Genomic DNA, 20,989 nt, shown 5'->3' with positions numbered 1-20,989 from the left:
GTCTCCGATAAACGTTCGGGGACTCTTCCTATTTGAGGCATATTTGAAGCATATTTTGAGCTTGACATCATTGTGAATTTTTCACATGGTGCCTGACACCCTTCGTGGACAATGTCCGCCTGGTGTGGACAAAAGAGTTTTATAGGAAGTATGAAAGGGCACCGGCGATGCGCTCTTTCACGGTCCTAAGCAGGTTCGGTTTATTCAGCACTGCCAGTGTTAATAGCTCCGAGTCGAGAATGTCTTTTTTTATAACGCCCTTCAAGCGCTCGATAAAGGATGGATCATAGAGTAAGCAATTGATTTCTTTGTTTAAAAATAAACTCCGTTTATCAAAATTGGCGGTACCGATATCGCAGATTTTGTCATCTATCACAATTGTTTTGGCATGATAAAAACCATTTTTATATTGATAAACCAAAGCACCTGTCTTAAGAAGCCGCCGTAAATATCGAAACGAAGCCTCTTGTACAAGAAGGTGATCCGCCGTAAAAGGGACAAGCACCGTGATACTGACACCGCGCCGCCGTGATTCCAGAAGTTCCGCAAAAATCGCAGCACTTGGAATAAAGTATGGGGAGCCAATTATTATCGACTGTTCTGCTTTCCGGATAAGCCTGATAAAATTTTCTTCAAGCTGACCGGCCTCTGTTGGAATAAATTGGTGGCGGATCGCCCCCTTAGGCAATTCAGGAAAATAATCCGGGTGATTCTGGAGATCCTCCCCGGCATACTCGTTCCAATCAATCAAAAACTCACTTTGCAAAAAATTCACGCTCTCACCGGTAATCTTTAAATGATAGTCACGCCACGGGCTAAGCTTAGGGTCTTCATCAATGTATTCTTTTCCAATATTAAAGCCGCCGAGATAGCCAATTTCCCCGTCAATAATCGAGATCTTACGGTGATTTCGGACCTGCAATGAATAATAGAGAAAAGGAAGCTTAATCCGATTACTAAAAGCAAATTGGATACCCGCTTCCCTTAATACCGCAACCGTCGCCTTGTTAATCTTCCAGCTGCCGATCCGGTCAAGCAGCACCCGGACTTCCACACCTTCACGTGCCTTTTCTTTTAAAATCGCAAAAAATTCCTGGCTGACCGCATCATCTTTAACAATGTAAAAGAGGACATGGATATGCTTTTTTGCATGGTGAATGTCAGTAAAATAATTGCGGAACAGTTCCTTTCCGTGCGTAAAAATCTCAAAATTTCCGTGGAGGATGGCGGTTTCCGTGTTACCTGCAGCCAAAAGATGCTTCCGGCGGCCTAATCTAAAATCAATGACGAGCCATATAATGATGAGAAGGACAAGTCCGATTAAAATGAGTACAAATTTCATTGACAATCTTTCCCCCATTCAGTTTTGTTAGTGTTTCCGAAGGCTGTCATTTCTATAAGTCGAACAAATCATGCAAAAAATTGGTTGACTGAATGCTCATTCATTATATAATAGAGGTAAGTATAAGTTCAGAAAATTTATTATTTTCTACTACTTACAAAAACAGGGGATAGGAAATCAAAGAAAGGGGCGTTTTACATGAATGGTCTTTTATGGGTCAACCTCATTGCATTTTTGGCTGTAACCGCTTACGCACTCAGTCTGTTCGTTTATGTGGTCAAAACGAGGATTGAATTTATTAAGCTTGGTAAAAAGGTCGAGTTTGACAACAATGTTAAAGAGCGTCTGCAAAAAATTTGGGTGAATGTGTTTGGGCAGAAGAAGCTGCTAAAGGATAAAAAAAGCGGCGCCATCCACGTCATGTTTTTTTACGGCTTTATTTTAGTTCAATTTGGTGCCATTGACTTTATTATCAAAGGGATTAAACCAGGGGCACACCTGCCACTAGGTCCGCTGTATTCCGGGTTTACTTTTTTCCAAGAAATCGTCACATTGATGATCTTAGTTGCCGTCATTTGGGCGTTTTATCGCCGTTATGTGGAAAAATTAGTCCGTTTAAAGCGTAATTTTAAATCAGGCCTAGTGCTGTTGTTTATCGGCGGCTTGATGGTTTCTGTTTTAATTGGAAACGGCATGTCAATCATTTGGCACGGCGAAGATCCTGCATGGACAGAGCCTGTCGCCTCCGTCATTTCCATGGCATTTTCATGGCTTGGTAAAACTGCAGCCGTTGTCGTTTTTTATCTGGCATGGTGGGCGCATTTATTATTCTTGTTAACCTTCTTAGTTTACGTACCGCAGTCCAAGCATGCCCACTTAATTGCCGGACCGGCAAACGTCTACTTTAATCGATTAGAAAACCCAGGTAAGTTGAAAAAGGTTGATTTTGAAGATGAATCACAAGAATCGTTTGGGGTTGGAAAAATTGAAGACTTTACCCAGCACCAAATGATTGATTTTTATGCCTGTGTTGAATGTGGCCGCTGTACCAATATGTGTCCGGCTACCGGAACAGGTAAAATGCTGTCACCAATGGACTTAATTGTGAAAATGCGGGACCATCTTACCAATTATGGTGCCTCGGTTACCTCGAAGCAGCCATGGGTGCCGACGTTCGCTTTTGCTAACACGAAAGGAAATCAAATTGCCCTTGCAGCGGCAGGGCAAGGTGCTCAGGAATCTGCCGCTGCTCTCGCTTACAGTCCAAGCCTAATCGGTGATATCATTACCGAAGAAGAAATCTGGGCTTGTACAACGTGCCGCAACTGTGAAGACCAATGTCCGGTGATGAATGAGCACGTTGATAAAATTATCGACCTGCGCCGTTATCTTGTTTTAACAGAAGGAAAAATGGACGCTGATGCCCAGCGTGCGATGACAAATATTGAGCGCCAAGGCAATCCGTGGGGCTTAAACCGCAAAGAGCGCGAGAGCTGGCGTGAAGCCCGCGGGGATGTTCATATTCCTACTGTAAAAGAAATGAACAAGGCTGGCGAAGAATTTGAATACTTATTCTGGGTTGGTTCGATGGGATCCTATGATAACCGCAGCCAAAAGATTGCGTTATCGTTCGCGAAGCTGATGAATGAAGCGGGCGTGAAGTTTGCAATCCTTGGAAATAAAGAGAAGAACTCCGGTGACACACCGCGCCGCCTTGGAAACGAGTTCTTGTTCCAAGAACTTGCTGTAAAAAATATCGAAGAATTTCAAAAGGCTGAGGCGAAGAAAATCGTCACGATTGATCCGCATGCCTATAATATTTTCAAAAATGAATACCCTGATTTCGGCTTAGAGGCGGAAGTGTATCACCACACAGAAATTCTCTATGAGCTTGTGAGGGATGGCCGACTTGTTCCGAAACATGCCGTAAACGAAACGATCACCTTCCATGATTCTTGTTACTTAGGCCGTTACAATGACGTTTACGATCCGCCGAGGGAGATTTTAAAAGCGATTCCAGGCGTGAGGCTCGTGGAAATTGAACGTAATCGTGAAAAAGGAATGTGCTGTGGCGCCGGCGGCGGTTTGATGTGGATGGAGGAAGAAACAGGCCATCGCATTAACGTAAGCCGAACAGAGCAAGCTCTAGCCGTTAATCCTTCGGTAATCAGTTCTGGCTGTCCGTACTGCTTAACGATGCTCTCAGACGGAACAAAGGCAAAAGAGGTCGAAGAAAAGGTTTCCACCTACGATGTGGCTGAATTGCTTGAAAAAGCGGTTTGCGGCGCACCTGAACCCGCTGCTTCTTAATCGGGCTTTTGGCTAATTGTTGGCAGTAAAAGAAGTTGGGACACTGTCCCAAGAAATTATCAGGAATATAGAATAGCAGGAGTTGGGAATTTTCGAAGAATTTGAAGAATTTCGTGTAAAACATTTCAACTTCTGCTATTTTTTATATAAAATAGATTATAGGAATAAAAACGCTTACATTTCCTCTTTTTGTTAATAGAGCGTTGGCAGTAAGGCTGGCGTTAAATTTTTCATAAAATAATGAGCGAGCGTTCAGTCACCGTTTTATTGTAAGGATTTTTTTAGATTTATATGACTGAATATTGGGAAAAGGGAGAGTGTTTGGAATGGGAAAAACAGTTATTTTAAGCGGTGTTAGAACACCATTTGGAAAATTAGGGGGAGCATTGAGCAGCTTTACCGCCTCACAGCTTGGGGGAATCGCTGTAAAAGAGGCATTGGTACGAGCAGATGTAAAGCCAGAAGAAGTACAGGAAGTCATTCTTGGAACAGTTCTACAAGGGGGACAGGGACAAATCCCATCTCGCCAGGCAGCGCGTTATGCCGGCCTTCCATGGGAAGTCAAAACAGAAACGATTAATAAAGTTTGTGCCTCAGGGATGCGCTCTGTTACATTGGCCGATCAAATCATTCGCGCCGGCGACGAAGAAGTGATCGTCGCAGGCGGGATGGAATCGATGAGCAACGCCCCATATATTTTACCAAAAGCAAGATGGGGCTTCAGAATGGGTGATTCTTCCGTTAAGGATCTAATGATCCATGACGGCTTAAGCTGCAGCTTTACCGGTGTTCACATGGGGACTTACGGAAACTCGACAGCCGCGGAAATGGAGATTACGCGTGAGGCGCAGGACGAGTGGGCATTGAGAAGTCATGTCCGGGCACTTTCGGCCATCGAGAGCGGGAAATTAGCTAAAGAGATTGTTTCTGTAGAGGTACCGCAGCGAAAAGGGGCACCGGTCGTTGTCGCGCAAGACGAGGGGCCGCGGAAAGATACTTCTTTAGAACGGCTTGCCAAACTAGCGCCCGTCTTTAATTCATCAGGAACGATTACCGCGGGGAATGCCCCTGGTGTTAATGACGGTGCAGCCGCCCTTGTGCTCATGAGCGAAGAACGCGCTGTTCGCGAAGGCCATGAGGTGGAAGCCGTGATTCTTGGCCACGCTGCAATTGCCGTAGAAGCAAAGGATTTCCCGCAAACACCGGGACTTGTCATTAATGAACTTTTACGAAAAACTGGCAGAAGCTTAGATGAAATTGATTTGTTTGAAATTAACGAAGCCTTTGCCGCTGTTGCTTTGGTTAGCGGAAAAATAGCTGGACTAGACCCGGAAAAGGTCAATGTCAATGGCGGTGCGGTTGCATTAGGGCATCCGATTGGTGCAAGCGGGGCGCGCATTATCATCACATTGATGCACGAACTGAAGCGCCGCGGCGGTGGAATCGGTATTGCTGCAATTTGCAGTGGCGGCGGCCAGGGAGATGCCGTGATGATTGAGGTACCGAAGTAGTAGGGAAAAATTGATTTGCCGATAAATCATGATTTTTGCTAATAGATGTGAAAAAAGATAGGCAATCTACCAGTCTAGTCATAATTAAAAGGAATTTTTATAAAAAAAGAAGGGCTGAAATTTATTTTTGGCGCCAAAATTGGAGGGGAAAACATGAAGGTTTCAAATGTAATGGTAATCGGGTCAGGGCAGATGGGTTCAGGAATTGCTCAGGTTTGTGCCCAAGCGGGATACAAGGTTATATTAAACGACTTAAAGCCGGAATTCGTCGAGCGCGGCTTCGGAGTCATCAACAAAAATCTATCGCGTAGCGTCGATAAAGGCCGGATGACCGAGGAGCAGAAGCAGGAAGTATTGGCAAGGCTGACTGTGTCAACCGACCTGAACGATGCAAGCGGTGTTGATCTTGTCATCGAAGCGGCTGTTGAAAACATGGAAATTAAAGCGAAAATTTTTGCCCAATTAGATGAAATTGCTCCGGAACATGTGATATTAGCGAGCAATACGTCATCACTGCCCATCACCGAAATTGCTGCAGCGACGAAGCGTCCGGAAAAGGTGATTGGCATGCACTTTATGAATCCGGTACCGGTGATGAAACTCGTAGAAATTATCCGCGGCCTGGCAACAGCCGATGAAGTGTACCAAGTGATTGAAGATATGACAAAAACCTTGAGCAAGGTGCCGGTTGAAGTCAATGACTTCCCTGGATTCGTGTCCAACCGCATACTTATGCCAATGATCAATGAAGCGATTTATACGTTGTACGAGGGCGTAGCCACGAAGGAAGCGATTGACGAGGTGATGAAACTCGGCATGAATCACCCGATGGGGCCGTTAACCTTAGCTGATTTTATCGGCTTAGATACATGCTTGTATATTATGGAAACGCTTCATGAAGGCTTCGGCGATGACAAATACCGTCCATGTCCGCTGCTGCGCAAGTATGTCAAAGCAGGCTGGCTCGGCAAGAAAACAGGACGCGGGTTCTACAAATACGAATAATAGTGCGGCAAGCGGCAGTAATCTTTTTATAAAAAATCCTCGGGAAGGGGAAATCAACGTGAATCTTACATTTACTGAAGAACAAGAAATGATGCGAAAAATGGTGCGCGATTATGCCGAGAGCAAAATTGCCCCATTTATTGAGAAGATGGAAAAAGGAGAATTTCCGCGTGAAATTCTCCGCAAAATGGGTGAACTTGGCCTGATGGGAATTCCAATTCCGGAAAAATACGGCGGCGCCGAAATGGACTTCACCTCCTATATCATTGCGATTAATGAACTTTCAAAAGTAAGTGCCACTATTGGTGTTATTCTATCCGTTCATACATCGGTTTGTACGAACCCGATTCTTTACTTCGGGACAGAAGAACAGAAGCAAAGCTATGTACCGAAGCTTGCCTCAGGGGAGTATTTGGGTGCCTTTTGTTTAACCGAGCCAAGCTCAGGTTCTGATGCCGCGAGCTTGAAGACCCGGGCTGTCAAGAAGGGCGACCACTATGTTCTCAATGGCTCAAAAATGTTTATTACGAATGGCGGCGAGGCCGATATTTATATCGTTTTTGCGACCACCAATCCGAAATTAGGCACAAAAGGCATTGCCGCTTTTATTGTGGAAAAAAATACACCTGGTCTTATTATCGGCAAGGATGAGAAGAAAATGGGTTTGCACGGCTCAAGAACCGTCCAGCTGACATTTGAAGATATGCATGTCCCAGTGGGAAACCTTTTGGGCAATGAAAGTGAAGGCTTTAAAATTGCCATGGCGAACCTTGATGTCGGCCGCATCGGGATAGCGGCACAGGCACTCGGAATTGCCGAGGCCGCGCTAATGGCAGCAACTGCCTACGCGAAGGAGCGCCAGCAATTTGGCAAACCGATTGCCGCACAGCAAGGGATTGCCTTTAAGCTTGCTGACATGGCGACAAGTGTCGAGGCAGCAAAACTATTAGTCTATCGTGCAGCGGATTTGCGGAGCCAAGGCTTGAAATGCGGCATGGAAGCCTCGATGGCAAAGTTGTTTGCCACAAGGACAGCGGTTGAGGTCACTACTGAAGCGATTCAAGTATTCGGCGGCTATGGCTATACGGAAGATTACCCGGTTGAACGCTACTTCCGCGATGCAAAGGTAACGGAGATCTACGAAGGTACAAGTGAGATCCAGCGGATTGTGATAAGTAAGTATCTTTAAATTGGAAGTGAAGAGCGTTTACTTTCCGATATTATCCAATGAATGTCATAAAGTATCTCAAATATGTCATAAAAAGCCTGGAAAACGTCGTGAGTGATGAAAAATAGGTAGTAAAGAGCAAAAAATAGGTAGTAAACGTCAAAAAATCCGTAGTAAGTAAATTGATTATAGAATAAGGGCTTATTTTTGTAGAATATGTCCCCAAAAATCGCTGAAAGAATGCTTTTTTAATAAGAGGAGGACTAAAAAATGCAATTTAAATTATCCGAAGAGCATGAAATGATTCGCAAAATGGTGCGAGATTTTGCGCGAAATGAAGTGGCACCGACAGCGGCGGAGCGGGATGAGGAAGAACGCTTTGACCGGGAGATTTTTGACAAAATGGCGGAGCTAGGCTTAACAGGGATTCCGTGGCCGGAAGAGTATGGGGGCATTGGCAGCGATTATCTTGCTTATTGTATTGCTGTAGAGGAGCTGTCCCGCGTTGATGCGTCAACAGGCGTACTTCTTTCCGCACACACCTCCCTTGCCGGCTGGCCGATTTACAAATTCGGCAGCGAGGAGCAAAAGCAAACCTATCTGCGCCCAATGGCAGAAGGAACGAAAATTGGCGCATACGGCTTAACGGAACCTGGCAGCGGCTCCGATGCAGGCGGGATGAGAACGACAGCACGCCTAGAGGGCGACCATTACGTCCTCAACGGTTCAAAAATTTTCATCACTAACGGCGGCGAGGCCGATATTTATGTGGTGTTTGCCTTAACAGACCCATCCAGTAAGCAAAGAGGAACATCGGCATTTATTGTCGAGAGCGACTTCCCAGGCTTCTCTGTTGGTAAAAAAGAAAAGAAACTCGGTATTCGTTCATCGCCGACAACTGAGATTATTTTTGAAGATTGCAAGGTTCCTGTTGCCAACAGGCTCGGCGAAGAAGGCGACGGCTTTAAAATTGCGATGATGACTCTTGATGGCGGCCGCAACGGCATCGCGGCCCAAGCTGTTGGGATCGCCCAAGGTGCCCTTGATGCAGCTGTTGACTATGCAAAGGAACGCCACCAGTTTGGCAAACCAATTGCTGCGAACCAAGGCATCAGCTTCAAGCTTGCTGATATGGCCACAAATATTGAGGCTGCCAGATTATTAACCTATCAAGCGGCATGGCTCGAGTCAAACGGCTTACCATACGGTAAAGAATCAGCGATGTCAAAATTATTTGCAGGCGACACCGCGATGAAGGTGACGACCGAGGCGGTTCAAGTTTTTGGCGGTTATGGTTATACGAAGGATTACCCTGTTGAGCGTTTTATGCGCGATGCCAAAATAACCCAGATTTATGAGGGGACACAGGAAATTCAGCGCCTCGTTATTTCAAGAATGTTAACGAAATAACCAGCTGGCATAAACACACAGAAAGGCGGCAATTAAGGATCGCCTAATTTGAATAAAGGCGGTTAGCGGGATGAATAAGCGGGAAGTACAGGCTTCGGTTAAGGATGAGCGCCTTGTGCAAAAAAGGCGGGATCAAATGATCAAAGGGGCCGTAGCACTTTTTAAACAAAAGGGGTTTCACCGGACGACGACAAGGGAAATTGCCAAAGCAGCCGGATTTAGCATCGGTACGCTGTATGAATACATTCGCACAAAGGAAGACGTGCTTTATCTTGTTTGCGACAGCATTTATGACCATGTCAGTGAGCGCCTGCAGCAGGATCTCGCTTTGAAAAAAGGGACATTGGACAGCTTGAAGCTCGGGATTGCCAACTTTTTTCAGGTGATGGATGAGATGCAGGCGGAGGTACTGGTGATGTATCAGGAAGTAAAGTCGCTTTCGAAAGACGCTCTACCATATGTATTAAAAAAAGAAATGGAAATGGTCGGCATGTTTGAGAACCTGCTTTCGAGATGTGTCGAAAATGGGGAGTTGCATCTGTCAGAAAAACAAGTGCAAATCATTGCCCATAACATTTTTGTCCAGGGGCAAATGTGGGGATTCCGCCGCTGGGCGCTCAGGAAATTATTTACCCTGGAAGAATATATTGAATTGCAGACTGAACTTTTATTATCGGGGATTAGTGGAGCGGTCTCGGCGGCTGCAAAAGTTCCGAAACACTAGCAAATTGCCGCCGGGTTCAATTATTGGAACAGCAGTTAACGATGACCGAGTTTCAATTTTCGAAACAGCAGCAAACGGTGAACGGGGCCGAGCTTCCACAAGGTCTCGTTGACTGTACAAAATTCCAGAAAAGTAATAAAGGCAGCGAACGGTGAACTGAGTTCATTTTTACAAAAGGGGGAGCACGATGGGAAATTATCAGCCAAAGCATCATATCCGCTTTGTGACGGCGTCGAGCTTGTTTGACGGCCATGATGCTTCAATCAACATTATGCGCAGGATTCTCCAGGCGAGCGGGGCGGAGGTCATTCACCTTGGTCACAACCGCTCAGTGGAGGAGGTCGTGAACGCTGCGATTCAGGAGGATGTGCAGGGGATTGCGATTTCGTCTTATCAAGGCGGGCACGTTGAATACTTTAAATATATGTACGATCTGTTAAAGGAAAAAGGGGCGCCGAACATCCGCATTTATGGCGGCGGAGGCGGGGTAATTATTCCACGCGAATTGGATGAACTGCACCAATACGGGATTGCCAGGATTTTTTCGCCTGAAGATGGGCGGATACTTGGCTTGCAGGGCATGATTGACCAGATGATTCGGGAATGTGATTTTGCCACTGTCACAACAGATGTAGCCGAGCAAATTGAAAAACTCCCTTCAGGCGACATTAACAGCATTGCCAAGCTGATTACCTTAGCAGAGCTTCATGTGGATAAAAGGAATGAGGCTGCAGCAACAGCTGAGCAGGTGCTTGAACAAGTGAAGTCACTCGAGAAAGGGATTCCAGTAGTTGGAATCACGGGAACGGGTGGTGCTGGAAAAAGTTCATTAACGGACGAATTAATCCGCCGCTTTATCAATGAATTTCCAGAGAAACGAGTAGCGATTCTATCGGTCGACCCGACAAAGCAAAAAACGGGCGGTGCACTGCTCGGGGACCGAATTCGCATGAATGCGATTTTCTCACCGAATGTGTATATGCGCAGCCTCGCGACCCGGAGATCGAAAAATGAGCTTTCGCTTGCGATTAAAGATGCGGTAGCCGTTACAAAGGCAGCGGGGTTTGACTTAGTGATCGTCGAAACAAGCGGTATTGGCCAAGGGGATGCGGAAATCACGGAAATCTGTGATGTGTCGATGTACGTGATGACCAGTGAATTCGGAGCCCCGTCACAGCTTGAAAAAATTGATATGCTCGATTTTGCTGATCTAATTGTCATCAATAAATTCGAGCGCAAGGGCTCGGAGGATGCAAAGCGCCAGGTGCAAAAGCAGTATCAGCGCAATCATATGCTGTTTGAACAGGAGCTCGAGGAAATGCCGGTGTACGGCACGATTGCCAGCCAGTTCCATGACCCGGGTACGAATGCTTTGTTTGCGGCGTTGGTGGAAAAAATCAATGAGAAAATGGCGACTGATTGGGTGACATCTTTTAGCAAAAATGCAGTTGTTGAAAAGCAAAACGTCATCATCCCAACGGACCGCCGCTATTATTTACGGGAAATCTCGGAAACGGTGCGCGGCTACCATAAGAAGGCGGAAGAGCAGGCAAATATTGCCCGGAAATTATTCCAGCTGGAAGGTGCGATTGCTGCGGTTAAAGAGCAGCCAGAAGTCGTTGCTGCTTTAGAGGCAGTCCAGCAGCAAACCGAAGCCCTGCTGACACCGGAATCACGGAAAATTCTTGGTTCGTGGGCGCAAACTAAGGCTGCCTACGCCGGCGATCAATTCGTTACGAGAATCCGCGATAAAGAGATTATCACAGTGTTAAAATCCAAAAGCTTATCGGGCCTCGATATTCCGAAAGTGGCCTTGCCGAAATATAAGGATTACGGTGAAATCCTCCGCTGGGTGTACCAGGAAAACGTTCCGGGCTCGTTCCCGTATACGGCCGGGGTATTCCCGTTCAAGCGTGAGGGCGAAGATCCGAAACGGCAATTTGCCGGTGAAGGGACACCGGAACGGACGAACCGTCGTTTCCATTATTTATCGAAGGACGATTCCGCGAAGCGCTTAAGTACGGCGTTTGACTCGGTGACCTTGTATGGGGAAGACCCGGATCACCGCCCGGACATTTACGGAAAAGTCGGTGAGAGCGGTGTCAGCATTTGTACGCTCGACGACATGAAAAAATTGTATAACGGCTTTGACCTGTGTCACCCATCGACATCAGTTTCGATGACCATTAATGGTCCGGCACCGATTATATTGGCGATGTTCATGAACACAGCGATCGATCAGCAGGTACAAAAGAAAGAAGCCGAGCTTGGGCGCGTATTGACGGTCGAAGAATTCGCGGAAGTTCGGGCGTATACTTTACGGACGGTTCGCGGCACGGTCCAGGCTGATATTTTGAAAGAAGATCAAGGCCAAAACACTTGTATTTTTTCAACAGAATTTGCTCTAAGGATGATGGGCGATATTCAGCAATATTTCATTGATCATCAAGTGCGCAACTACTATTCTGTTTCGATTTCTGGCTACCATATTGCTGAAGCAGGAGCTAACCCGATTTCGCAGCTGGCGTTTACTTTGTCGAATGGGTTTACTTATGTTGAGTATTATTTAAGCCGCGGCATGAACATCGATGATTTCGCACCGAATCTGTCGTTCTTTTTCTCGAATGGATTAGATCCAGAGTATACGGTAATAGGCCGAGTAGCGCGCCGGATTTGGGCAACGGTGATGCGTGATAAGTATGATGCGAACGAGCGCAGCCAAAAGCTGAAATATCATGTGCAGACATCGGGGCGTTCACTGCACGCCCAGGAAATTGATTTCAACGATATCCGCACAACCTTGCAGGCGTTAATGGCCTTGCATGATAACTGTAATTCGCTGCACACGAATGCCTATGACGAGGCGATTACGACGCCAACTGAGGAATCGGTGCGCCGGGCGATGGCGATTCAGATGATTATTACAAAAGAGCACGGGCTGACGAAAAATGAAAATCCGCTTCAAGGTTCTTTCGTGGTAGAAGAACTAACGGATCTTGTTGAGGAAGCCGTTCTCCAGGAATTCGAACGCTTGAACGACCGAGGCGGGGTGCTTGGTTCGATGGAAACTCAGTACCAGCGAGGCAAAATCCAGGATGAGTCGATGTACTATGAAATGAAAAAGCATACCGGTGAATTGCCGATAATCGGGGTCAACACATATTTAAACCCGAACCCTCCTTCAGTGGAAGACGTGAATAATATGGAACTGGCCCGGGCAACGACCGAGGAAAAGGAGCTGCAAATTCATAATTTGCGCGCCTTCCAGGAAGCACATGCGCACAAAGCGGCGGATGCTTTGAAACGATTGAAAGAAGCGGCTGTCAGCGGCGGAAATATTTTTGCTGAACTAATGGAAACCGTTCAAGTTGCAAGCCTCGGCCAAATTACCAGGGCCCTATATGAAGTCGGCGGGCAGTATCGTCGTAATATGTAAAAATAAGGTAAAAGGTGTAAGGCACCCTCACCAGTATCGCAGAAGCTGAACAATTCTCAAAGTTGATTTAGTATACATTTTTTATATACAATGGCTTTTACCTATAAGCCATTGTATTTTTTTAGTAAATTTATTTTTCTTGGAGATATTAAAATAATCATTTATCTTATATAATCAAAATATCGTTCAAACTTCTAAGGGAATACAGGCAGGTGAGTACAGATGAAAGCTAGTCACATAATTATTGTTTTAATCATTTTTGCCTGGCCATTATACTATCTCTATCAACTTCAATTAGGTGCCGTCTCTTTCCTGTTGCTGGCCATCTTTTTCCTTGTCATTACGATTAAGGAGACAAAAAAACTAAGGGCACAGAAGGAAAAAGAATCGCCGAGGGAAAAAATCTAGTGATTGTCCAACTAGAACTAGCATAAACAGCAAGAATTTGTTTATAATGAAGAATATGCAAAATGGGAGAAATGCCCTTAACTACTCGATAAGAGAGTGTTAAATAGAGAAAGGAAGTGCCAATATTGAGTTTAGCACAATACTCAAAAGAGGAATTACAAGAGTTATCCCTCATCGAAATGGCTTATGAATTTTTAAAAAATAGCAAACAGCCAATCTCATTTAATGAATTAGTAAAAGAGATTCAAGCAGCTGCTGATATTTCTGAACAAGAGATCAGATCCCGCTTGGCACAATTTTATACGGACATCAACATCGATGGCCGCTTCCGCTCACTAGGAGAAAACCGTTGGGGACTCCGCGTTTGGTATCCTGTCGATTCGGCGGAGGAAGAATTGGTTCCATCCGTTAAAACGAAGAAGAAAAAGGCGAAGAAGGTTGTCGAGGAAGAAGATTTCGATGAAATTGAAGATGAAGATTATGATGAACTCGATGATTTTGCCGATGAAGACGATCTTCTAGATGATGAAGAGGATCTCGATCTTGACGAAGTCGATGAATTTGACGAAGATGACGATGATGACGTCATTGAGGAAGATGAAGAATTTGAGCTGGATGAAGACGAAGCTCTTGATGAAGAAGAAGAAGAAGAAGAAGAATTTGGCGACGAGAAAGACGAGAAAGAAGAGGAAGACTTGTAATTCTTTTTCGATCGGAATCGACCGTGTCGATTTACCCTTGAAGAGGAAACTACTTGACTTTTTATTCTAGCCCTTGTATTATCTTTTTTGGGCTCCTTAAAAAAGGACGAATTACTATTTACTTATATGCGCTCCCTTGCAATAGCGAGAAGGAGCGCTTTTTATTTTTAAAAAACTCCCGTATAAAGGAGTTTTTTCGTTTTTGGAGCAATAGGGAAAATTATTTTTACAAAAAGTCCTTAAACAACCTAATAATGTACAAACTGTAACTGAAAGGGGAATATTTATGACAAAGTATATTTTTGTAACCGGTGGGGTTGTTTCCTCACTCGGAAAAGGAATTACCGCGTCCTCTCTTGGGCGCCTCTTGAAAAACCGTGGCTTGAATGTAACAATACAAAAATTCGACCCATATATTAACGTCGACCCGGGAACGATGAGCCCATATCAGCATGGTGAAGTATTCGTGACCGATGATGGTGCGGAAACAGACTTGGATTTAGGTCACTATGAGCGCTTTATTGATATCAATTTAAACAAGTATTCTAACGTAACGACTGGAAAAATTTATTCGTCAGTGCTCAGAAAAGAACGCCGCGGCGATTACTTAGGGGGAACTGTACAGGTTATTCCACACATTACGAATGAAATTAAGGATCGCGTTTTCCGTGCCGGCAAGGAGACAAATGCCGATGTTGTTATCACGGAAATCGGTGGTACGGTTGGTGATATCGAATCACTGCCATTTTTAGAAGCCATTCGCCAAATTAAAAGTGATATCGGCCGTGACAATGTAATGTATATTCACTGTACGCTAATCCCGTACATCAAAGCTGCAGGGGAAATGAAGACAAAACCGACACAGCACAGTGTAAAAGAGTTGCGCAGCCTTGGTATTCAGCCAAATATTATCGTGGTGCGTACAGAAATGCCGGTTTCACAAGACATGAAGGACAAACTTGCCTTGTTCTGTGATATCGATGCGAAAGCAGTCATCGAATGCCAGGATGCGGATACCCTTTATTCGATCCCGCTTGCACTTCAAGAGCAAAATATGGACCAAATTGTCTGTGACCATCTGAAATTAGATACGAATAAAGCAGATATGACCGAGTGGAAGGCGTTAGTGGACCGTGTTCTGAACCTATCGAACAAAACGCGCATCGGTCTTGTCGGGAAATATGTAGAGCTGCAAGATGCCTATATCTCTGTAGTTGAAGCGATGAAGCATGCCGGTTATACTTTTGATAATGATGTGGAAATTAAGTGGATTAATTCAGAAGAGGTTACAAGAGAAAATGTAGCAGAGCTGCTTCATGATGTGGATGGAGTGCTTGTTCCTGGAGGCTTTGGTGACCGTGGGATAGAAGGGAAAATTGAAGCAACCCGCTATGCGCGTGAAACGAAGAAACCATTCCTTGGTATTTGTTTAGGTATGCAGCTGGCAACGATTGAATTCGCTCGAAATGTTCTAGGGTATAAAGATGCGCATTCAGCAGAATTTGTGCCTGAGACTGCACATCCAATTATTGATTTACTTCCAGAGCAGAAGGATGTTGAGGACTTAGGGGGCACACTTCGTTTAGGTCTATATCCTTGCCGTTTGATTGAAGGAACGAAGGCATATGCTGCCTATGAGGATGAAGTAGTGTATGAGCGTCATCGTCACCGTTATGAATTTAACAATCATTATCGTCAAGAAATGGAAGCACACGGCTTTGTTTTCTCTGGTACAAGCCCAGACGGCCGTTTGGTTGAAATCATTGAGCTTACGGATCACCCATGGTTCGTGGCTTCCCAGTTCCATCCGGAATTTGTTTCAAGACCAACGCGCCCGCAGCCGTTGTTTAGAGATTTTATTAAGGCAACGATACAGAAGTAAGTTAGATCGGTCAAAAATTGTAAATTGGTTGTGGACCAGTTCTCCTTTTTGGGGGGATTGGTCTTTTTTTTGTGGTAAAAATGATAATAAATGTTTATTATAAAGTAGGCCAAAAATCTGAAATAATGAGCAGGAACCTTAGGGAAATGGGCCAATTATCGGAAATAATGAGCCGAAACTTTAGGAGAATGAGCTAAAGTATCGGAAAAATCAGCCATAAACAAAAAATGAGCTGTAGAATAAAAAAAGGCCCCATTTACAGGGCCGTTTTACTCTTCATATTCCGCTAACATCTCATCAATTATAAATTTCAGGCCATAATAAACGAATAAAGCCGCCATCGAGGACGGATAACCATAACGGTTTCCAAAATCATCGGGCAGTAGGCCTTTTGTCAGCCGTAAATCGATATGAACATCAGCAAATTCCACTAAATCATCGTCAGCATCAGGCTCCATCACCGTAGTAACAGCAACGAATGGAACCCTTTTTTCTCGGAGCTGCACCGCCAGCGCTAATGCGTCCTTATCGAAGGAGGTACGAGTAAAAATCAGGACGCGGTCGGATCCGCTAAGTTCGTCAACACCTGCCGATGTCAGCACCTTCGCCCCCTTAAACGGCTCGGCACCTTCTAGTGCCTCATATTCGACAGCCTTCATTTCCTTCGTGCCAAAAATATAGATTGACCCGTCTCCAACTGGAGCTTGGGCAAGTAAACGGGCCCCGTCCTCAAACGAAAACTCCTCTTTTTCATTTATTTTTTTAAACACGCCTGTTAATTGGGTAGTAAACATTTTTAACATAAAAAACCCTCCTTATCACCATCCCTATTATAAGCTTTTTCCTGAACAGGCAAAAATAATTGCTAATTTCCACAGAATAACACTATTGGAGCAAAAAACAGGCAGGAAATTTACTCCTCTAAGTAGAATATTTACAAATGATATGTATAGGGGTTAGTTAATTTAATAAAATCAAGGAAGAGGTGGAGTTAATGAAAGAAAAAATTTTAATTGTAGACGATCAATTTGGTATTCGAATTTTGCTAAATGAGGTGTTTCAAAAAGAGGGGTATCAAACATTTCAGGCAGCTAATGGCATTCAGGCACTGGACATTGTCACAAAGCATGATCCCGACCTTGTTCTGCTTGATATGAAAATACCGGGAATGGATGGAATTGAAATTTTAAAACGAATGAAAGTCATTGACCCAGATATTCGTGTCATTATCATGACTGCCTACGGTGAATTGGATATGATTCAAGAAGCCAAAGACCTTGGTGCGATAACCCATTTCGCAAAGCCTTTTGACATTGATGATATCAGGGCAGCTGTTCGCAAACATATTCCGCAAAAAGCGAATTAATACCGGAAGCTAAGGTTTTCTAGTGGTAGTCTATTTTTAAAATTTCTAACTTGTCAGCGTAATATTGTTTGAAAGGTTTCAACAGTCGGTATAAATTTTAAAGCCAGCCAAATTAGCAGTATTTTCTTTTAAAAAAGCTCAGTAATATTTCCAAAAATCATCCCCAAAAAGCTGAAAGAAAAATGGCGACGCTTTCATTGTGACAGTTTAAAAAACTGTGTTTGAATAATGGAATTTCCTCCGTCGTTTTGTTATGATACATATGAACTTTTTACAGGCTGAATATCATTTTCGATTTATACATAAACGTCAAATCAGAGGGAAAACCTTTAATGGAAGACCCTGTTTCGAGATGATATCAACCTAATTTAAGGAGGAAGAGAAATGCCTTTAGTATCTATGAAAGACATGCTTAATAAAGCGAAGGCGGAAGGCTACGCTGTTGGGCAATTTAACATTAATAACTTAGAATTTACCCAGGCAATTCTTCAAGCTGCCGAGGAAGAAAAATCACCAGTAATTCTTGGTGTTTCTGAAGGTGCAGGCCGCTATATCGGTGGTTTCAAAACTTGTGTAAAAATGGTAGAAGGATTATTAGAAGATTATAAAATTACTGTTCCTGTGGCGATTCACCTTGACCACGGTTCAAGCTTTGACAAATGTAAAGAAGCCATTGATGCCGGCTTCACATCTGTTATGATTGATGCTTCCCACCACCCATTTAAAGAAAATGTGGAAACAACTTTAAAAGTGGTTGAGTATGCTCACGCTAAAGGTGTTTCCGTTGAAGCGGAACTCGGAACTGTTGGCGGACAAGAGGACGATGTTGTAGCTGATGGCATTAAGTATGCAGATGCAAATGAATGTGTCGAGCTTGTAAAACAAACTGGCATTGACTGCCTTGCTCCAGCATTAGGTTCTGTTCATGGCCCATACAAAGGCGAACCAAAACTTGGTTTCAAAGAAATGGAAGAAATCGGCAACCTTACCGGTGTACCATTAGTCCTTCACGGCGGTACTGGAATCCCAACAAAGGATATCCAAAAATCGATTTCCCTTGGTACAGCTAAAATCAACGTAAACACAGAAAATCAAATTACTTCTGCAAAGGCTGTCCGTGAAGTTTTAGCCGCAAAACCAAACGAATATGATCCACGTAAATATTTAGGCCCAGCTCGTGACGCCATCAAAGAAACTGTCATCGGCAAAATGCGCGAATTCGGTTCATCAAACAAAGCGTAATAAGAAAAGCGAAAGCGCCATTTATAATTGTTCGGCAGCCGCTGAACAATAATCGATGCAGAAAATTGGATATTTATTCCAAAAGGTGCCAGGCACCTTTTGGAAATTTATTGTAATTGTGATAATATGAAAACCGCCCTTTGCAAGAGGGCGGTTTCAGTGTGTAAATAAGAAACTGAAAATTTAGTCGAAATCTGGAGGGAAAAACATGAAATTTTTTATTGATACAGCAAATTTAGCTGATATTAAAAAGGCTTATAAAATGGGAGTTTTATCTGGTGTAACAACAAACCCTTCTTTAGTTGCTAAAGAAGGTGTGAAATTCGAGGATCGAATCGAGGAAATTTTACAAGCAGTACCTGAAGTTGAATCTGTATCTGCAGAAGTTTCACCTTATGCCGAAACAGCTGAAGAGATGATTGCAGAAGCTGAAGAACTAATCAAAATTAATGGCGGGGATGAAAAAGTCACCATCAAAGTTCCAATGACAGTAGCAGGCTTAGAGACCACTCGTTATCTTGCAAAAAAAGGTGTTAAAGTCAATGTAACACTAATCTTCACGGTTAACCAAGCACTTTTAGCAGCACGTGCAGGCGCAGCATATGTTTCACCATTCTTAGGTCGTTTAGATGATATTTCTGAAGATGGTGTACTATTAGTAAAGAAAATAGCAGAATTATTCCGTATCCATAACTTAGATGCCCAAATCATTGCTGCATCTGTTCGACATCCAGACCATGTAACACGTGTAGCTATGGCAGGTGCTCACATTGCAACCATTCCTTACAAAGTTATTGAACAGCTAACCAAGCATCCATTGACCGATAAAGGTATGGAAGGCTTCCTAAAAGACTGGAATGCTCACACAAACGCATAGAAATTTCACGTTTTTTCCATTTTCGTGCAAATTTTTTTAATTTGGATACATGAAAATAGAATTTTCGTGTAAACTAAAGAATAGACAAGCTGTCGGAATTTGGCTTTTAGTGTTGGAAAAATATACCTAGAGCTTTGTTTGATACAAGGGGACTTTTAAAAAAAGCGTAAACGTCGTCAGGTAAGTCTTTCGAGCCTTAGACTTGTGCTTACGAAAAAAATTAAAGTCCTATTCCATTCATCAATCATGACATACATAGGGCTTAGAAGGGAGTCGAAAATGGAAAAACTTAAAATTGCGGGCGGATATCCGTTAAAGGGAACGGTTCGCATCAGCGGCGCAAAAAATAGCGCGGTCGCCTTAATTCCAGCAACCATTTTAGCAGAATCTCCAGTGACTATCGAAGGGCTGCCACATATTTCTGACGTGGAAATCTTGAAAGACCTGCTTGAAGAAATCGGCGGCAAAGTCAAGATCACGGAAGATGAAATGACGGTTGATCCCTCGACGATGATTTCCATGCCGCTGCCAAACGGTAAAGTAAAGATGCTGCGCGCGTCCTATTATTTAATGGGGGCTATGCTCGGACGCTTTAAAAAGGCGGTCATTGGTCTGCCGGGCGGCTGTCATCTAGGACCAAGGCCAATCGATCAGCACATTAAAGGCTTCGAAGCACTAGGCGCTCAAATAACGAACGAGCAAGGTGCAATTTATTTGCGTGCGGATGAACTTCGCGGTGCCCGCATTTACCTTGACGTTGTCAGCGTTGGTGCGACGATCAATATTATGCTTGCTGCGGTACGGGCAAAAGGACGGACCATTATAGAAAATGCCGCAAAAGAGCCGGAAATCATTGATGTTGCCACACTGTTAACGAATATGGGGGCAAAAATTAAAGGGGCTGGAACCGATGTGATACGGATTGATGGTGTGGATACTTTACACGGATGCCGTCACACGATTATTCCTGACCGAATTGAAGCAGGGACGTACATGATTTTAGGTGCCGCTGTTGGTGAAGGGGTATTGATCGATAATGTGATTCCTCAGCACTTAGAATCGCTGATTGCTAAGCTCCGTGAGATGGACGTGTACATTGAATCTGGGGATGATCAGGTGTTTGTGGACGGCTCGGCAAAATTGAAAGCGGTTGATATTAAAACGCTCGTGCATCCTGGATTCCCTACTGATCTGCAGCAGCCATTTACGACTCTTTTAACAAAAGCTACAGGCTCTAGCGTTGTTACCGATACTATTTACGGTGCCCGTTTTAAACATATTGATGAACTAAGAAGAATGAATGCTAATATAAAGGTTGAAGGACGTTCCGCGATCATTAACGGACCTGTGCAGCTCAATGGTGCTAAAGTAAAGGCAAGCGACCTGAGAGCTGGCGCAGCACTCGTCATCGCAGGTCTCATTGCTGAAGGAATTACTGAAGTCACCGGACTTGAGCATATTGACCGCGGCTACAGCAATCTCGTTGAAAAATTAAACGGCCTTGGTGCAACCGTTTGGCGGGAAACACTGACAAAGGAAGAAGTAGAACACCTGAAAAACACATAACCTTTTCGAGGTATTTTGGAAGGCTTCTCGAAAAGGACTGC

Annotated in this window: 17 protein-coding genes; 15 read left to right on the top strand and 2 right to left on the bottom strand. The window is 44.2% G+C overall.

Going from position 1 to position 20,989, the window contains the following annotated elements; genetic code table 11:
* Positions 1 to 139: 139 nt before the first annotated feature.
* The gene (gene cls, locus V7150_RS01355) at positions 140 to 1,342 is read right to left on the bottom strand and encodes a cardiolipin synthase (protein WP_335512872.1); all 1,203 of its coding nucleotides are present in this window, start codon (positions 1,340 to 1,342) and stop codon (positions 140 to 142) included.
* A 198-nt stretch (positions 1,343 to 1,540) separates the two neighbouring features.
* Here cls and V7150_RS01350 point away from each other — a divergent pair, with 198 nt between their 5' ends.
* The 11 genes from V7150_RS01350 to V7150_RS01300 all read left to right on the top strand — a co-directional run bounded on the left by V7150_RS01350 (position 1,541) and on the right by V7150_RS01300 (position 15,897).
* Positions 1,541 to 3,652 (top strand): (Fe-S)-binding protein, encoded by a 2,112-nt coding sequence (locus tag V7150_RS01350; RefSeq protein ID WP_335512870.1) that lies wholly within the window; start codon positions 1,541 to 1,543, stop codon positions 3,650 to 3,652.
* A 326-nt stretch (positions 3,653 to 3,978) separates the two neighbouring features.
* Positions 3,979 to 5,163: an acetyl-CoA C-acetyltransferase gene (locus V7150_RS01345; RefSeq protein WP_335512868.1), complete on the top strand. Its 1,185-nt coding sequence runs from the start codon at positions 3,979 to 3,981 to the stop codon at positions 5,161 to 5,163.
* 153 nt (positions 5,164 to 5,316) lie between these two features.
* The gene (locus V7150_RS01340; protein ID WP_335512866.1) at positions 5,317 to 6,168 is read left to right on the top strand and encodes a 3-hydroxybutyryl-CoA dehydrogenase; all 852 of its coding nucleotides are present in this window, start codon (positions 5,317 to 5,319) and stop codon (positions 6,166 to 6,168) included.
* 58 nt (positions 6,169 to 6,226) lie between these two features.
* A complete protein-coding gene (locus V7150_RS01335; RefSeq protein ID WP_335512918.1) occupies positions 6,227 to 7,357 on the top strand; it encodes an acyl-CoA dehydrogenase in 1,131 nt (376 codons plus the stop codon).
* Between the two features lie 249 nt (positions 7,358 to 7,606).
* Entirely contained in the window at positions 7,607 to 8,746 is a 1,140-nt protein-coding gene (locus tag V7150_RS01330; RefSeq protein ID WP_335512864.1) for an acyl-CoA dehydrogenase, read from the top strand.
* A gap of 70 nt (positions 8,747 to 8,816) precedes the next feature.
* Entirely contained in the window at positions 8,817 to 9,470 is a 654-nt protein-coding gene (locus V7150_RS01325; protein WP_335512862.1) for a TetR/AcrR family transcriptional regulator, read from the top strand.
* A 23-nt stretch (positions 9,471 to 9,493) separates the two neighbouring features.
* Complete coding sequence (locus V7150_RS01320; RefSeq protein ID WP_335512860.1) at positions 9,494 to 9,625, top strand: hypothetical protein; 132 nt, start codon at positions 9,494 to 9,496, stop codon at positions 9,623 to 9,625.
* Positions 9,626 to 9,657: 32 nt separating this feature from the next.
* Positions 9,658 to 12,906 carry a fused isobutyryl-CoA mutase/GTPase IcmF gene (icmF, locus tag V7150_RS01315; protein ID WP_335512858.1) on the top strand — a complete coding sequence of 1,083 codons (3,249 nt, stop codon included), beginning with the start codon at positions 9,658 to 9,660 and terminating at the stop codon, positions 12,904 to 12,906.
* A gap of 222 nt (positions 12,907 to 13,128) precedes the next feature.
* Positions 13,129 to 13,314 (top strand): hypothetical protein, encoded by a 186-nt coding sequence (locus V7150_RS01310; RefSeq protein ID WP_335512855.1) that lies wholly within the window; start codon positions 13,129 to 13,131, stop codon positions 13,312 to 13,314.
* 125 nt (positions 13,315 to 13,439) lie between these two features.
* On the top strand, positions 13,440 to 14,015 hold the full coding sequence (rpoE, locus tag V7150_RS01305) for a DNA-directed RNA polymerase subunit delta (RefSeq protein WP_335512853.1): 576 nt from the start codon (positions 13,440 to 13,442) through the stop codon (positions 14,013 to 14,015).
* Positions 14,016 to 14,301: 286 nt separating this feature from the next.
* A complete protein-coding gene (locus tag V7150_RS01300; protein WP_335512850.1) occupies positions 14,302 to 15,897 on the top strand; it encodes a CTP synthase in 1,596 nt (531 codons plus the stop codon).
* 269 nt (positions 15,898 to 16,166) lie between these two features.
* Here V7150_RS01300 and V7150_RS01295 read toward each other — a convergent pair whose 3' ends face one another.
* Positions 16,167 to 16,700 (bottom strand): DUF2529 domain-containing protein, encoded by a 534-nt coding sequence (locus V7150_RS01295; protein ID WP_335512849.1) that lies wholly within the window; start codon positions 16,698 to 16,700, stop codon positions 16,167 to 16,169.
* Between the two features lie 191 nt (positions 16,701 to 16,891).
* Here V7150_RS01295 and V7150_RS01290 point away from each other — a divergent pair, with 191 nt between their 5' ends.
* From V7150_RS01290 to V7150_RS01275, 4 genes are all read left to right on the top strand, one after another.
* Positions 16,892 to 17,263 (top strand): response regulator, encoded by a 372-nt coding sequence (locus tag V7150_RS01290; protein WP_283920804.1) that lies wholly within the window; start codon positions 16,892 to 16,894, stop codon positions 17,261 to 17,263.
* Positions 17,264 to 17,647: 384 nt separating this feature from the next.
* Positions 17,648 to 18,505, top strand: coding sequence for a class II fructose-bisphosphate aldolase (locus tag V7150_RS01285; protein ID WP_335512845.1), 858 nt, complete (start codon positions 17,648 to 17,650; stop codon positions 18,503 to 18,505).
* A gap of 208 nt (positions 18,506 to 18,713) precedes the next feature.
* Complete coding sequence (gene fsa, locus V7150_RS01280) at positions 18,714 to 19,382, top strand: fructose-6-phosphate aldolase (protein ID WP_335512843.1); 669 nt, start codon at positions 18,714 to 18,716, stop codon at positions 19,380 to 19,382.
* A 279-nt stretch (positions 19,383 to 19,661) separates the two neighbouring features.
* A complete protein-coding gene (locus V7150_RS01275) occupies positions 19,662 to 20,948 on the top strand; it encodes a UDP-N-acetylglucosamine 1-carboxyvinyltransferase (protein ID WP_335512842.1) in 1,287 nt (428 codons plus the stop codon).
* Positions 20,949 to 20,989 lie beyond the last annotated feature (41 nt).

The sequence above is a fragment of the Neobacillus drentensis genome, assembly GCF_036965245.1.
Classification (GTDB): domain Bacteria; phylum Bacillota; class Bacilli; order Bacillales; family Cytobacillaceae; genus Neobacillus; species Neobacillus drentensis_G.
This window is presented reverse-complemented; position numbering and strand designations above follow the sequence as displayed.

Excerpts from the sequence above, each read along its gene's own strand:
- V7150_RS01300 (WP_335512850.1), top strand. The coding sequence starts at position 14,302 with ATGACAAAGTATATTTTTGTAACCGGTGGGGTTGTTTCCTCACTCGGA.
- V7150_RS01350 (WP_335512870.1), top strand. The coding sequence starts at position 1,541 with ATGAATGGTCTTTTATGGGTCAACCTCATTGCATTTTTGGCTGTAACC.
- V7150_RS01285 (WP_335512845.1), top strand. The coding sequence starts at position 17,648 with ATGCCTTTAGTATCTATGAAAGACATGCTTAATAAAGCGAAGGCGGAA.
- V7150_RS01340 (WP_335512866.1), top strand. The coding sequence starts at position 5,317 with ATGAAGGTTTCAAATGTAATGGTAATCGGGTCAGGGCAGATGGGTTCA.
- V7150_RS01310 (WP_335512855.1), top strand. The coding sequence starts at position 13,129 with ATGAAAGCTAGTCACATAATTATTGTTTTAATCATTTTTGCCTGGCCA.
- V7150_RS01330 (WP_335512864.1), top strand. The coding sequence starts at position 7,607 with ATGCAATTTAAATTATCCGAAGAGCATGAAATGATTCGCAAAATGGTG.
- V7150_RS01275 (WP_335512842.1), top strand. The coding sequence starts at position 19,662 with ATGGAAAAACTTAAAATTGCGGGCGGATATCCGTTAAAGGGAACGGTT.
- icmF (WP_335512858.1), top strand. The coding sequence starts at position 9,658 with ATGGGAAATTATCAGCCAAAGCATCATATCCGCTTTGTGACGGCGTCG.
- cls (WP_335512872.1), bottom strand. The coding sequence starts at position 1,342 with ATGAAATTTGTACTCATTTTAATCGGACTTGTCCTTCTCATCATTATA.
- V7150_RS01345 (WP_335512868.1), top strand. The coding sequence starts at position 3,979 with ATGGGAAAAACAGTTATTTTAAGCGGTGTTAGAACACCATTTGGAAAA.
- V7150_RS01295 (WP_335512849.1), bottom strand. The coding sequence starts at position 16,700 with ATGTTAAAAATGTTTACTACCCAATTAACAGGCGTGTTTAAAAAAATA.
- V7150_RS01290 (WP_283920804.1), top strand. The coding sequence starts at position 16,892 with ATGAAAGAAAAAATTTTAATTGTAGACGATCAATTTGGTATTCGAATT.
- V7150_RS01325 (WP_335512862.1), top strand. The coding sequence starts at position 8,817 with ATGAATAAGCGGGAAGTACAGGCTTCGGTTAAGGATGAGCGCCTTGTG.
- fsa (WP_335512843.1), top strand. The coding sequence starts at position 18,714 with ATGAAATTTTTTATTGATACAGCAAATTTAGCTGATATTAAAAAGGCT.